The 13,946-nt window shown below is 69.5% G+C and carries 13 protein-coding genes; 2 read left to right on the forward strand and 11 right to left on the reverse strand.

Translation table 11 applies throughout. The annotated features are described in order from the left end of the window. The first annotated feature begins 8 nt into the window (after nt 1-8). Together HNP73_RS00200 and HNP73_RS00205 are read left to right on the forward strand one after the other, a co-directional pair. On the forward strand, nt 9-2,342 hold the full coding sequence (locus HNP73_RS00200; protein ID WP_062563565.1) for a heavy metal translocating P-type ATPase: 2,334 nt from the start codon (nt 9-11) through the stop codon (nt 2,340-2,342). A 39-nt stretch (nt 2,343-2,381) separates the two neighbouring features. Then, the gene (locus HNP73_RS00205) at nt 2,382-2,861 is read left to right on the forward strand and encodes a DUF411 domain-containing protein (RefSeq protein WP_045685040.1); all 480 of its coding nucleotides are present in this window, start codon (nt 2,382-2,384) and stop codon (nt 2,859-2,861) included. Between the two features lie 26 nt (nt 2,862-2,887). Here HNP73_RS00205 and HNP73_RS22995 read toward each other — a convergent pair whose 3' ends face one another. The 11 genes from HNP73_RS22995 to HNP73_RS00260 form a co-directional block, all read right to left on the reverse strand. Continuing rightward, nucleotides 2,888-3,025, reverse strand: a complete 138-nt coding sequence (locus HNP73_RS22995) for a hypothetical protein (protein ID WP_208998930.1) — start codon at nt 3,023-3,025, stop codon at nt 2,888-2,890. A 28-nt stretch (nt 3,026-3,053) separates the two neighbouring features. Continuing rightward, nucleotides 3,054-3,308, reverse strand: coding sequence for a hypothetical protein (locus tag HNP73_RS00215; RefSeq protein WP_203561091.1), 255 nt, complete (start codon nt 3,306-3,308; stop codon nt 3,054-3,056). Beyond that, the gene (locus HNP73_RS00220; protein ID WP_062563563.1) at nt 3,308-3,982 is read right to left on the reverse strand and encodes a YcbK family protein; all 675 of its coding nucleotides are present in this window, start codon (nt 3,980-3,982) and stop codon (nt 3,308-3,310) included. Before HNP73_RS00220 ends, HNP73_RS00215 begins: the two co-directional genes overlap by 1 nt. Before the next feature lie 74 nt (nt 3,983-4,056). Then, entirely contained in the window at nt 4,057-4,344 is a 288-nt protein-coding gene (locus HNP73_RS00225) for a DUF6127 family protein (RefSeq protein ID WP_075784372.1), read from the reverse strand. A gap of 19 nt (nt 4,345-4,363) precedes the next feature. Next, on the reverse strand, nt 4,364-5,440 hold the full coding sequence (locus HNP73_RS00230) for a DUF2793 domain-containing protein (protein WP_093359542.1): 1,077 nt from the start codon (nt 5,438-5,440) through the stop codon (nt 4,364-4,366). Nucleotides 5,441-5,450: 10 nt separating this feature from the next. Beyond that, nucleotides 5,451-9,416, reverse strand: a complete 3,966-nt coding sequence (locus HNP73_RS00235; protein WP_123644175.1) for a baseplate multidomain protein megatron — start codon at nt 9,414-9,416, stop codon at nt 5,451-5,453. 9 nt (nt 9,417-9,425) lie between these two features. Next, the gene (locus HNP73_RS23000; protein ID WP_184145983.1) at nt 9,426-9,872 is read right to left on the reverse strand and encodes an NlpC/P60 family protein; all 447 of its coding nucleotides are present in this window, start codon (nt 9,870-9,872) and stop codon (nt 9,426-9,428) included. Further along, complete coding sequence (locus HNP73_RS00245) at nt 9,869-10,753, reverse strand: DUF2163 domain-containing protein (protein ID WP_093359545.1); 885 nt, start codon at nt 10,751-10,753, stop codon at nt 9,869-9,871. Before HNP73_RS00245 ends, HNP73_RS23000 begins: the two co-directional genes overlap by 4 nt. Next, entirely contained in the window at nt 10,750-11,376 is a 627-nt protein-coding gene (locus HNP73_RS00250) for a DUF2460 domain-containing protein (RefSeq protein WP_083548837.1), read from the reverse strand. Before HNP73_RS00250 ends, HNP73_RS00245 begins: the two co-directional genes overlap by 4 nt. After that, on the reverse strand, nt 11,376-13,793 hold the full coding sequence (locus HNP73_RS00255; RefSeq protein ID WP_093359546.1) for a phage tail tape measure C-terminal domain-containing protein: 2,418 nt from the start codon (nt 13,791-13,793) through the stop codon (nt 11,376-11,378). The genes HNP73_RS00250 and HNP73_RS00255 overlap by 1 nt, the downstream gene beginning before the upstream one ends. Further along, complete coding sequence (locus HNP73_RS00260; protein ID WP_419181863.1) at nt 13,786-13,944, reverse strand: DUF7697 family protein; 159 nt, start codon at nt 13,942-13,944, stop codon at nt 13,786-13,788. Before HNP73_RS00260 ends, HNP73_RS00255 begins: the two co-directional genes overlap by 8 nt. Nucleotides 13,945-13,946 lie beyond the last annotated feature (2 nt).

A 13,946-nucleotide genomic window follows, 5' to 3' on the forward strand; every position in this document is an offset into this window, starting at 1 on the left:
GGCAGACTATGGAGCACGATCACCATCACGCGGCGCCCGACATTCCGGCGGGGGCGAATACCGCAAAGGACCCGGTCTGCGGGATGACGGTCGCGGTCAAGCCGGACGGGCGTCACGCCGAGTTCCAGGGAGAGACCTTTCATTTCTGTTCGGAGAAATGCCAGTCGAAGTTCAAGGCGGATCCGTGGTTCTACGCCTCGGGCCGGGCCGCCGGACAGAAGAAGGCTGCTCCGGCCAACGTCCAGTACACCTGTCCGATGCATCCCGAGATCGTCCGCGATGCGCCGGGGTCCTGCCCGATCTGCGGCATGGCGCTGGAACCGATGGTGCCGTCGGATGAGCCCAGCGAGGAGCTGACCGACTTCACGCGTCGGATGTGGATTTCGGCGGCGGCGGCGGTGCCGCTCATCATCCTGACGATGGGTGAACTGGTCGCGCTGCCAGTGCGCGACTGGATCGGGCATCAGACCGCAAGTTATCTCGAGTTCGTGCTGGCAACGCCGATCATCCTCTGGGCCGCCTTGCCTTTCTTCCGGCGCGGCTGGGACTCCATTGTGAACCGCAGCCCAAACATGTGGACGCTGATCAGCATCGGCGTGGCGGCGGCCTACCTTTACTCGCTCGTCGCGACGTTCCTGCCGGGGGTGTTTCCGGAACAGTACCGGATGGGCCACGGCGTCGGCACCTATTTCGAGGCGGCGGTGGTGATCGTCGCGTTGGTCTTCGTGGGCCAGGTGCTGGAACTCCGAGCGCGAGAACGCACCGGGGATGCGATCCGCGCGCTTCTGGATCTGGCGCCGAAGACCGCGCGGCGCATCCTGCCGGACGGCACTGAATACGATGCGCCGCTGGAGAACATCATGGAGGGCGACCGGCTGCGGGTCCGTCCCGGCGACGCCATTCCGGTCGACGGCACGGTGATCGAGGGCCGCTCGTCGCTGGACGAAAGCATGCTGACCGGCGAGTCAATGCCGGTGGAAAAGGGGCCGGGGGATGAGGTGACGGGCGCCACGATCAACAAGAACGGCTCTCTGGTCATGGAGGCAGGCAAGGTCGGGTCCGATACCGTGCTGGCGCAGATCGTGGCGATGGTGTCGAACGCGCGGCGGTCCCGCGCGCCGATCCAGGGGCTGGCCGACCGGGTGTCGGCGATATTCGTGCCGACGGTGGTGGTCATCGCCATCGTCGCCTTCGTGGTCTGGCTGATCTTCGGCCCGGAGCCCGCGCTGGTCTTCGCAATCGCCTCGGCCGTGTCGGTCCTCATCATCGCCTGCCCCTGCGCGCTGGGGCTGGCGACACCGATCTCCATCACCACGGCGGCGGGGCGCGGCGCACAGGCGGGCGTGCTGATCAAGGACGCCGAGGCGCTGGAGCGAATGGCAGGAGTCGATACGCTCATCGTCGACAAGACCGGCACGCTGACCATGGGCAAGCCGAAGCTGACCGATACGGTTGCGCTCGGGGACGTCACCGAGACCGACCTGTTGTCGCTGGCCGCAGCGCTGGAGCGTGGCTCGGAACACCCGCTGGCTGAGGCGATTGTCGAGGGAGCCGAGGCGCAGGGTGCGCCGCGTCAGGAGGCCACGGACTTCGACGCCGTCACTGGCAAGGGCGTACAGGGCCGGGTCGGTGGGCGCGCGGTGGCGCTAGGCAACGCGGCGATGATGCGGGAGATGGGGCTCGACACCGCGCAGGCCGAGTCAAAGGCCGACACCCTGCGCGCCGAGGGCAAGACGGCGATGTTCGTCGCGCTTGACGGCGCGCTCGTCGGCATCGTGGCGGTCGCCGACCCGATCAAGGAGAGTACCGCGCAGGCCATTCGGGAACTTCATGCCCAAGGGCTAAGGGTGATCATGGCGACGGGCGACAACGAACGCACGGCGCAGGCGGTGGCGGGCAAGCTCGGCATCGACGAGGTGCGCGCAGGCATCCTGCCCGAGGCCAAGAAGGACCTGATCGACCAGTTGCGCCGCGACGGCCACAAGATCGCCATGGCGGGCGACGGGGTGAACGACGCCCCCGCGCTCGCCGCCGCCGATGTCGGCATCGCCATGGGCACCGGGGCCGATGTTGCGATGGAAAGCGCAGGCATCACCCTGCTGGGCGGCGACCTGATGGGCATCGTGCGGGCGCGCAAGCTCGCCCGCGCCACCCTGCGGAACATCAAGCAGAACCTGTTCTTCGCCTTCGCCTACAACGCGCTTGGCGTCCCCATCGCCGCCGGGCTGCTTTACCCTGTCACCGGACTTCTGCTCTCGCCGATGATCGCGGCGGCGGCGATGAGCCTGTCGTCGGTCTCGGTGATCACCAACGCCCTGCGGCTCAGGCGGGTCGACCTCTGATCTGCCAGCCCACACATCCAACCTCGAAAGGAACATCAGATGACCCAAGACATGTTTTCCCGCCGCAAGCTCCTGATCGGTACAGCTGCGCTGGCGGCTGCGTCGCCCTTGAGGGCTCTGGCGCAAGGCGCCGGTCCGGCGATCCACGTGATGAAGGACCCCAACTGCGGCTGCTGCTCGGCCTGGATCGAGATCCTCGAGAACGACGGCTTCGCCGTCACGACCGAGGCGAGCGCCGGGACGCTTCTGATGCGCTACAAGCTGGACAACGGCATCCCGCAGGAGATGGTCTCCTGCCATACGGGTCGTGTGGATGGTTACATTATCGAGGGTCACGTCCCTGTTGCCGACATTCGCCGTCTCCTGCTGGAACGCCCCGACGCGGTCGGCCTCGCAGTGCCAGGCATGCCCTACGGCTCGCCCGGGATGGGACCGGAAAGCCAGCGCGAGGCCTACGACGTGTTTCTGATCCGGCGCGACGGATCGAACGAGGTCTTTACCAGCTACGCTGCTGCCTGACCTTGAGGCTCCAATTCGGCTCTTGATCAGGGGCGAGAACACATACGGACCTGATCCCGGATCACGGCGTAGTCGCTCAGCATCTCGGCGATGGCCGACCCGTGCGGCAGCCGCGCGAGCTCCTCGGCTGCGCGCGCCTGGAACTCGCGGCTGTACTCTACCACGGGCGGGCAGACGGTCGCGATGCCGGGCTCAGAACCGACCGTTGCGCAGCCGCTCAGCAAGCTCGTCGCGAGACCTAGGACGACGAGCCGTCGCCTCGAGCATCTGGCGTTGGACATCATTGGCTTTCTCCGTGGTCTGAAGGCGTTCAGCGAGGCGTCCCGCTCGCTCGCCGGACCGCCGAAGCGAAAGCAGGAACAGGAGCAGGGCGAGGATGATGGCGCCGTAGCGCAAAGCGGCCCGCATCCATGGGCTGGCGGCGAACCCGATCAGGAGCGGGGCCATCACCGCTGCCCTCGGCGCCAGTCATCGAGACGCGCGTAGATCGTGACCGCGATGCCGCCAAGCGCCACGGCGATGAATACCCAACGCAACGTGTCGAGATACGGCACAAGCGGCAAGATCGCGGTCTGGGTCTCGGCCAGCACCTGCTGCGCCACCTCGACGCCCGCCGCGCCCAGCGTCGCCACACCGGCTGCCCCGCCGCCCTTCATGGTGCGGCTGTCAGCCAGCACCTCGCGCGCGGGCGGCGTCTCGGCTGCAAATGCCGTCGCCCGGACCGGGAACCGCTCGCCCCACTGCCGCGCGGGCCCGAGATCGACATGGATGAACCCCGATCGCGGGTAGAAGCCGAAGCCGAGGAATCCGACCTCGCGCGCCGCAGCCTCGAAGGCCACCGGATCGTGGTTCGCCATGGCGATGTCGAAGGCGGCGCCGTCGAGATGCTTCGACCGGCCCGCGCCCCCCACGGCACGGTTGTGCTCTGGGCTGCGGTAGGCGGAGCGGACGATCAGCGGCTTGCCCAGCCGGTCGCGCAGCGCCTGCAGCTTGTCGAGCGCGGTTTCGTTCACGAGCAGCTTGCCGGTGCCCCGGCATGCAATCTCGGCGGGCGAGAAATTCGGCCAGCGCCAGGCGCTCTCCGGCACATCACGCCAATGGCGGTGGAAGGTCGTGGTCATGAGGGTCCTCCGAAACGAAAAAAACCGCCTCGAGGGCGGGTGCGGTTGGGCTGGTGAACGGGGGTGTTGAGCGGCTACGGGCCGCCGCCGAAGATCTTCAGCTTGATCGCTATACCCGCGAGCAGCGCCAGCATGACGCCGGTGGTGATCATGCGGACGGCGGTCTGCATCGCGGTGCGGCGGACCAGCCGGATGCAGTCGACCAGGGAGCGCAGATCGCGGATGTCGAGCGCGGCCTCGTCGCCGTCGAGGCCGACATCGGCCAGCGCACGCTTGGCGCCTTCCTCCGCCGCCCGGGTCAAGATCGCCTCGAACTCGGCGTCGGGCATGCGCACGAAGCCCTCGGATCGGGGTGGGTTCATCGGATCCTCCTTCCGCCGCTCAGCCGACCTTGCAGCCCCAGAAGGACGTGTGGTCGGCGGCGAAGTAGCCGTCCGCGACCCGGAAATACCCCTGCAGCTCGACGGTATCGCCTGCCGTCAGCGGCACCATGGTCTGAAGCCAGATCGCGGTAGCGAGCGAGACATGAGTGGCGGAGATTTCGCCGAGGGAGCCGCGGATTTCGGTCGTGCCGTTCAGGACGAGCCGCCCGCGCATGCGGGCGGTGGCGCTGGCGTTGATCTTGTACAGCAGAGTCGCGCCGAAGAGGTAGGTGCCGTCCACGGGGGCGACGAAGTGGTTGTTCACGGCGTCGAACGCGCCCTGATCGTTGTAGTCGGTGTTGTTAAGGCCGATCTTGGTCCAGGTGCCGACGCCGACGTAGTTGTCGTAGTTCGTGTAAGCCTTGAACCGCGGCAGCCGGGGCTGATCGACAATGCCGGTGGCGTTGTCGACGCTCAGCCCGTCGAAGAAGGTGCTGCCGTCGGCGGAGACCGCGAGCCGGAAGCGGTCCGACCCGAACAGCCCCACCAGCGCCTTGGTCACGAAGCCGGTCTGGAGGGTCAAACCGAGATCGTCGCCGGCCGCCTCCTTGTTCATGGTGTAGAACAGGTCGCCGGTGCCGCCCTCGGCCACGGTCCTCGCCGTCCAGAGCGCGGCGTTGAGCTTGGCCGAGAACGGGTTCGATGCATCCGCCGTGGTGCCAACCCCGAGGAGCGCCATGTTCTGCAGCGCCGCCGGTGTGGTCCCGAGCCAGCCCGCGCCATCGTAGACCAGCAGCAGGCCCTCGTCCTCGACCCATGCGCGCCAGCCGATCCGCGGGGGAAGTCGCAGCCAGGCGCCATCGGTCCAGAGCGCGACGTTCAGGTCCCATCCGGACCATTCGCCCGTCGCGCCCGAGGCGACGATGTAGCGATCGCCATCGGCGGGACTGCCGGGCGGCGCTGTCAGATCGCGGTCGAGCACGGAGAGCTGCACGAGCCCGTCGAGCAGCCGCAGCGCCTCGTTGTGGGTGACGTGCTTCTGGGCCTGCGCCGCCAGGATGTAGGGCAGCAGGAGATGGGTCGTGGCGTCGGACATGGGATGGCCTTCAGAGTATCAGCGTGAGGGTCTTGGGCGCGCCCCGCCCGACGAGGGCGGAGAGCTGGTAGATGCGGCTGTCGAGCGTGTCACCGGGGCCGAGCGGCGCGCCCCAATCGGCGGTCTGGTCTGCGGCGGTGTAGACCGCGCTGGTGGTGGCGGTGCTCAGCACCCGCTTAACGGTCGCGCCATCAAGGATCTCGACCTCGTAGGCTTCGAGCTCTTCTCCGAGCGGCACTTCTAGCCCGCCCCAGCTGTCGGCCGCGAGAGCTCGGGACCGGCGCGTCCAGCGGATCGTCAGATCGCCGGGCGTGCGCGGCCTGCGCCACGGCTGCTCGACATGGGCGCCGGAGAACGGCCGCAGCCCGACGCCCGCGGGCGTGAAGGATTGCGCCACATAGGTCTCGTCGCTGACGGGGCGGCTCGCCGGACCGATGCGCCAGTTCCACGGCAATCCGAGATCGGCCTCGGCAATCGGCAGGGACGCCAGCGACGCGTCCAGCACCACGACAAGAGCGCCAGCGGGCGCCGGATTGCCCATCGCGCCCTCGGTGCCGCGCTGGCCGCGCAGGAGCCGGGTCAGCCGGTATCGACCCGGCGCCAGCAGCTCGGCCGCGCCCGCCTGCACGATCTCCCAGGTGCCGGGCGCGCTCTCGATAGCCAGCGCATTGGCGCCGCCCAACAGCGTCAGGTCGGTGACGCTCTCCAGCGTGCCGGTGAGCAGATCGACCACAAGCGCATTGCCGTGGTCGAAGCGTGAGGTGGGGCCCGGATAGAAGTCCGAGACCAGCGCTCCGATCCGGGCGCGGCTGCCGAACGTGGTCAGCAACTCGAACCCGTCCGTCGAGGGGCTGCGGAACACCGCCATCTCGCCCGGCCAGGGAAGAGCGTGCGCCGCGACAAACGGTCGATGCGCGGGCTGGTCCTCGGTCAGCTGCGGCAGGTCCATCAGCACCGCGTCCGGCGCGCCGAACACCACGGCCCGCGTCAGCGACGCCGCGCGGGGATCGCCGGGCGGCAGATCGTAAGTCGCACGGTCCTGCCGCACCGCCTCGATGCCGCGCGCTGCCGCGTCGGCGATGGAGACGAGCCGCAGATCGACCAGACGCCCGTCATGCGCGAGCCGGATCGCATCGGCCGGATCGAACGCGAGGCGCGAGGGTGGCAAACGGAACGCCGCCGTCTCGCGGCCCACCCACGCCTCCATCAGCGCGCGGCGGCAGCGCCTCTCGGCCTCCTCGGGCGGCACCGCCATTGGAAAGGACTCGGACGCGATCCGGGTCGTGTCCACGGTGATGCGCCGGGCCTCGACGAGGGCCGCGTCGTAATCCTCGTCGGCGCGGGCGACCTGCCATTTCAGGGCCTGCGGCAGTTCGGTCTCCTGGCCGCGCGTCAGTTCCAGCACATCGCCCTCGCGGGTGGCCACCAGATCGTCGGGCGCGAGGGTGGCGACGGAGGCCCGGCCGCGCATGACAAAGCGGATCCCCCCCTCTGTCTCGACGGCGTCGAAGCCGAAATGCCGCGACAGCGTTGTGATCGAGGCGCGTGGGCTTTCCAGCGCCGTGATGGCGTAGCCTTCGACCGCGCCCCAGAGGCCGGTGACGTCGATCCGGGACTCGGGCAGCCCGGCGCGCAGGCAGAGGTGCCGCACGAGCGCCGCCAGCGACACCGCGCCAAGCCGTCCGGTCAGCCAGTGCCCCAGCCGCCAGTTCGCCCCGTCCGTCCAGACATCGGTCAGCGCCGGAAAGAACGGGTACGGCCGCGCGTCCCAGGTCCAGGCGGCGCATTCCGGCACATGCACCATCCGGCCGCCGTAGACCGATGACACCGGGTTGTTCGCCGGGACGCCCCACCAGAGGTACGTCGCCTCGAGATAGGCGCGCTGGATCGCGTCGTCGCGCCAGCCCCGCGAGAAATGCGGCGTGAAGCTCTCGGACGACTTCGGGTCGAAGAAGACGTTCGGCTGGTTCGTGCCCCGGTCGATGGCGGGACAGCCGAGCTCGGTGAACCAGATCGGCTTCGACTCCGGCGCCCACGCCGTCAGCGTGCCGCTCTCCACCCCGCCCGGGCGGTCGTAATGCGCGTTCGACCACCAGGCGCGAAGATCCTTGTAGCGGAAAACCCATGGCTTGCCCGCCGCGCCATCGCTGATCGGGGTGCGCACCTGTGCCACCCGATCAGCCGCACTGGCATAGAACCAGTCGAAGCCTTCCCCGCCCGCAATGTTCCCCTGCAGATAGGCCCGGTCGTAGATCGCAGGCCAGCCCGCCTGCGCATCCGCGTGCTCGAACCCGTCGCGCCAGTCCGACAGCGGCATGTAATTGTCGATGCCGACGAAATCGATCTCCGGGTCCGCCCAGAGCGGATCGAGGTGGAAGAACACGTCGCCCGAGCCGTCGCCCGGCTGGTGCCCGAAGTATTCCGACCAGTCGGCGGCGTAGCCGATCTTCGTCCCGGCCCCGAGAATGGACCGCACATCGGCAAGGAGGTCCCGATAGCCCTGCACCGCCGGATAGGTGGCCGCGCCCGAGCGGACCGTCGTCAGCCCCGGCATCTCGGTGCCGATCAGGAAGGCATCGACCCCGCCCGCCGCCGCGCAGAGATGGGCATAGTGCAGCACCATGCGGCGCAGGCCCCAGTCGCCGGGCGTGCCTGTCCACGAAACCGATTGACCCGCCACGCTGAAGCTCGCAGGTGTCGCCGCGCCAAACAGCGCCGCGACCTGGCTTGCGGCCGTGGCAGTCTTGTCGACCGATCCCGCGTAGCCTGCCGCTGGAGAACAGGTGATCCGGCCCCGCCAGGGGAAAGCGGGCTGGCCGGTCTCGGCGGCGTTGTCGGAATAGGGGTTCGGCAGGGTGTTGCCGGGCGGCACGTCCATCAGGATGAATGGGTAGAATGTCACGCGCAGCCCGCGCGCCTTCATCTCCTGGATCGCCTGCACCACGGCGAAGTCGGACGGCGTGCCGCCATAGACCGGGCGGTCCTGGTCGTCGCGGCTGACCAGGAAGGCGTTGGCACGGCTCACGCCGTTCACCGACCAACTGGCGGGCGTGGTCGACTTGGCCGAGACCTCGACGCCCGGCCGCACCTTGCAGGAGCCCGCGCGCAGGTCGTCGCCGAACCAGGCCACGACGAGGCTGACGCTCTCGACCGCAGGCGCCATCGCTTGCAGCCGGTCGAGCGCCTCCACCATGTCGGTGGAGTCGGCCAGCGCGTTCAGGTTCTCGGGCATCGTCGCGCCGCCATCGGTCTTGCGGATGGCCTGCGTGGCATATGTGAACTCGCCCGAGGCCGGGATCATGGTGACGGCGCGGGTCAGCCCCTCGGCGGTGTCGGGATCGGCGAGCGGCCGGAAGACTTCGAAGGACAGCTGCGGCAGGCGGTTGCCGTAGGTCGAAAGCGCCAGTTCCTCGAAGACGACATAGGCGGTGCCGCGATAGGCGGGCGTGTTGGCTGCGCCCATCTTCCCCGCAATGAACGGGTCCGCCGTCTGCGCCTCGTCGCCGGGATACCAGCGCCAGGTGACGCCGGAGAGGTCCATCGGCTTGCCGTCGGCCCAGATCCGGCCAATGCCGGTGATCGGGCCTTCACACAAGGCCACCGCGAAGCTGGCGTAGTACAGATACTCGGTGGTCTTGACCTTGCCGCCCCCGCCGCCCTTGCCGCCGCCCTGCGTCGTGGTCTTCGTCTCCTCGCGGAAATCGGTCGCCCAGATGATGTTGCCGCCCATCCGCATCCGGCCATAGAGCCGCGGGATCACCGCGCCCTCGGTGGCCGAGGTGATGCGCAGCGTGTCGAGCCGCGCGCCCTCGATGCGCTGGGTCGGCGCCAGCGACGAGATGATCCAGCTGTCGACGACCGAGCCGATGCTCGAGCCGATGAAGCCGCCGATGGTCGCGGCGCTCACGCCGAGGATCGCCCCGCCGATCGAACCGCCGATGGCGGCGCCGGCTGCACCGAGAACAAGCGTTGCCATGTCGGGGTCTCAGCGTTGCGGGAAGAGGAAGGCGAAGGCGATGCGCCGCCGCCAGGCATTGGTGAGCGGTTCCTCGATCACGCCGAGCCGCTCATAGGCGTGGAGGAAGGTGGCAGGACCGGTGAGGATCCCGACATGCTTGGCGATCGCGTGTGGCTTCATGCAGAAGAGGACCAGCGCGCCGGGACCGGCCTCGGCAGGCGACACCTCGATCATCATGCGCCGCGCGCCTTCGGCCAGAACCTCGCGCGGGCCGGTCTCGCCCCAGTCGCGGCTGTAAGGCAGAATCGGGAACGGCTCCGGCCCCACCACGTCGCGCCAGACCCCCCGCGCGAGCCCGAGGCAATCGCAACCGACGCCGCGCAGGCTGGCCTGGTCGTGGTACGGCGTGCCGAGCCAGGAGCGTGCGACGGCGACGACACGCGCGGGGTCGGCCGATGCGAGAGGTTGCGTCACAGCACGCCTCCCTCGTGGCCGCCATCCTTGGTGGCGTAGCGCAGCACGGCATCCTGGCCGGGGATGTGCGGGAACCCCCGGAAGTTGGCCGTGTTGGCGAACCTGGCGCCGCAGGTCTCGATCCGCTTATCGCAGCCCGCACGGATGGTGAAGGCATTGCCCTCGGAGATCTCGCGCACCGGCGCCTCGAGAAGGGTCAGCACGGCGATGCCGTCCGTCACATCATGGCCGAGAACCTCGGCCCGACGCCCCGCGTTGGAGCCACTGGTCCATTCGATGGTCCCGAAGGTGAACCAGCCGGAGGCGAAGCCGCCGAGGCCCGAAGCGGTGAAGGCGCGGTCGCGTAGAAGGTCGATCACGACGCTCGTGCCCTTGAACGCCGGGTTCTCCAGATCGACGCCGCAGCGCGCATCGCCGAGCGCGGCATCGCAGGTCGCCTGGAACGTCCGCCCGATCGTCTGGCCAAGCACATGCGCGAGCGAGCGGACTTCGGCGACGAAGGCCAGCCGCCCGCGCCGGATCTGGCCGATGGCCCCGCGCCGCATCAGCACGCGCTGGTTCGTGTCGGCCCAGTTCACCCGCCAGACTTCGACCTCGGCGTTATCCCAGCGGCCGTCGAGGATGTCGGTCTCGGTAATCCGGTCCGAGGTCAGCACGCCCTCGGCGTCCTGCGCATCGACCGAGAGGTCCGAGCCGGAACGGACCTCGGAGGCCGTCAGCCCGCTCTCGGGCTCGAAATCCGTCCCCTCGAAGCTGAGCGTCCGATCGTGGTCGGTGAAGCCGAAACTCGTGCCGTCGGCGCGCACGATCCGCCAGCACCAGGCGAGCGTCGTCGTTCCCTCGTCGAGATGGGCCTGCAGGTCGGGGTCGAGGGACTTCATCGGCGCAGTTCCAGAAGCGGGATGGAGGTGATCGAGCCGAGCCGCTCGAGGTCGAGCGTCACGTCGAGCGCGTCGGTGTCGAAACGGACCGGCACGTCGAACTCGAAGCCCGCGGTGATGGCGGCGCCAGCGCCCGGCGCGGTGCTGAAGGTGACGACGCCGGTGGCGGTGTCGACCGACCAGCCGGAAGGCTGCTCGACCCCGCCGAGCGCGATGCGCGCGGTTCCGGTCACCGGCTTCGCGACGGCGCGCGTCCAGGATTGCGCACCCGAGGCGTAGCGCTTGACCAGCTGGAAGGCGGTCGTCGCGCCGTCGCCCGTGCCGATAGACTGATCGGTGGGCGACGGCGTGCCCGAAGGCAGGCAGGACTTGTGGTCACCCCAGTCCTTGAACCGGAAGCCATGCAGGCGGCCATTGCGCGCCTCGAAGAAGGCGACGACGGCGGCCAGATCGTCGGCGCGGCGGATGCCATAGGCGACATCGTAGCGGCGGCGCGAATTGGCCCAGCTGGCGTTGCGCTCCTCGTCGCCCGAGGCGAGCTCGACGATCTGCGTGCGCCGCTCCGGTCCGCCCCGCGCACCTCGGCTGATGTTGTCGGGAAACCGGACCTCGTGAAACGCCATCACATGCCCCTCCGACCGAGCGACACGGCGCGGGCGATATCCGCGGCGACCTGCGTTCGCGATTGCCGGAAGCTCTCGGCGTCGCGGGCCATGATGGTCACGTTGACCCCGCCGCCCGCGCCGTAGCTCTGTGCCTCCCGCCGCGACAGCACGCGTTCCCCGCGCTGCAGGATCGCGGGCACCTCGTCGTGACGAAGCCCGGCCATGCCGCCACCATGCATCCGCGGCGCGGCGGCGAAGGCCATGGCCGGGACCATCCGCGAGGGTCCAGCCGATCCGACCATCCCGCCCGCATGCAGGACGTTGGCGAAGATGCCGCCCGCCCCGGAGAAGACGCCGGAGAGCGCATTGGCGATCGGCCCGAGGATGAACCGCCGCGCCGCCAGTTGGGCGAGATCGGCCAGCAGCGACGTCACCAGATCGCGGAAGTCGAGCTTGCCGGTCTTCACGAACTGGCCCACCGCGTTCTCGGCCGACTGGAAGGCGCCGACGAGGCTCTGGCCGATGTCGCCACCGATCTCGCGGGCCTTGCTGGCGTAGTCGGAGAGCGCGGCGGTGACCGCCCGCCAGCCGGTGACGGCCGCGTCGGTCGCGGGCTCCGCTACCGCAGCAGCAGCTCCGGCCGCCACACCTGCATCTGTTGCGGCGCGCCCGGCGTCGCCGAGGGACGTCTCCAGGCGCTCCGCCGCAGCGGTGGTCTCGGCCAGTGCGTCGGCGCCGTCCTCGTCGGTGCCGCGTACGGCATCGCGCAGCGCCTGCCAGCTTTCGAGGGGCGCACGGGCCCCCTCCGCCAGGTCGCGCGCCGCGCCGCGGTAAAGGTTGGCGGACTCGAGCGCCCTGTTCGCCGCCTCGGTCAGACCGAGATCGGGCGCGGAGAGCGGATTGTCCTCGAAGGCCCGATCGAAGGCCGCCTGAGCTGCCGTGGTTGCGGCAGTCGCCGCTCCCTCGAAGCGGTTCTCGATCTCGCCGAGGTCGAGGTCCGGAACCAGCGATATGCGCCGCTCCGACCCGAGCGCTTCGAGCCCCTGGTTGATGCCGCCGATAAAGCCGTTGATCCGCGAGACCACCCCGTTCAGCATCGCCTCGACGCCATCGACCAGGCTGTTGGCCGCCTGGAACGCGAGATCGCCGATGGCGGCGGGCAGCAGGCCCCAGATCGCCTTGATCGCCTCGTAGGCGCCTTCGAAGGTGTTCGCGGCCGTGTTGCCGAAGCCCACCACGCTCTCGATGGCGCTCTGCATGCCCGATGCGGCATCCGCCTTCAGGTCGAAGAACATCGCCGTGGCGGCCGCGCCCGCCGCCGCCGCGCCCATACTGATGCGTTCCCAGACCTCGACCGCGAGGTCCTTCAGGAGCGACATCGCTTCTCCGAAACCGCCGGCGCCGGAGACGAGCCGGGTGAACTGGTAGACGAGCTCGCCCGCGCCGACGATCAGCGCGCCGATGCCGGTGCGGATCAGCGCCCCGCGCAGGACAACGAGCGCCGTGGCGAGGCCCCGGACCGAGAGCGCCGCAGCCGCCATGCCGGCGACCCAACGTCCCGCGAGGAACGCCGCGAAGGTGGCGGCATAGGTGGTCAGGCGGCCGATGTTGTCCAAGAGACCGCGGATCGCGATGCCGAGCGGCCCGGTGCGGCTGGCCACCGCCGCCATGGCATCGGCGACGGCTTCCAGCGCAGGTGCCGCTGCGACCGCCAACTGGTTCGAGAGCCCGCGCCAGACCAACCCGAGCCGCGAGATGGCGTCGTTCGTCCGCTCGATCTGGTCGGCGTCCTGCTCGGAGACGACAACCCCGAAGGCGAGGACGTCCTCTGTCGCCTGGCGCAGCGTCGCGGTGTCGATCCGGCTCATCGCGATGGAGCCTTCCTCGCCGAAGAGCTGGCCCGCGACCGCCGCGCGCTCGGCGGCAGGCACGAAGCTCTCGATCGCCGCGTTGATCGCGCCCACGCGCTGGTCCAGCGGCAAGGCGATCAGCTCATTTGCTGAAAGCCCCAGCCGGTCGAGCGCGTCGGCAGCAGGGCCGGTCCCGGCGGCCGCCTGACTGAGACGGCGCGTCAGATCCTTGGTGGCCTGCTCGATGCCGGACATGGAGACGCCCGCCAGATCGCCCGCGCGCTCCAGCGTCTGGATCGAGGCGACGGTGGTGCCGAGCGACTGCGCCAGCTTCGCCTGCGCATCGACCGTCTGCAGGCTGGACCGGATCATCGCCACGCCAGCAGCGGCTGCGGCGGCCACGGCAGCGGCAGCCGCGACCCGCACCCGCCGCGAGAAGGCCGCGAGCCGGGCGTTCGCGGCTTCCATCTCCCGGCTCAGCCGTCCGAAGCCGCGCGACCCGGCCTCGCCCACGCCTTCGAGTTCGGCGCGCACCTGCCGTCCGCCCACGGCCGCGAGGCGGACGCTGACCCTCTTCTCAGCCATGGGAATGATCCATCTTTTCGTTGAGCTTGGCCACCATCACCGCTTCGATGACGGGCAAGAGTTCACCCGCAGCAGCGGGCGGGACGCCGAGCGCATTTCCCAGAGCGAGGGCCGCGGACAGGTCCCAGCCGACCACCGCGCCGGGCAGCACGC

The organism is Amaricoccus macauensis, assembly GCF_014201905.1.
In the GTDB taxonomy this organism is placed as follows: Bacteria; Pseudomonadota; Alphaproteobacteria; order Rhodobacterales; family Rhodobacteraceae; genus Amaricoccus; species Amaricoccus macauensis.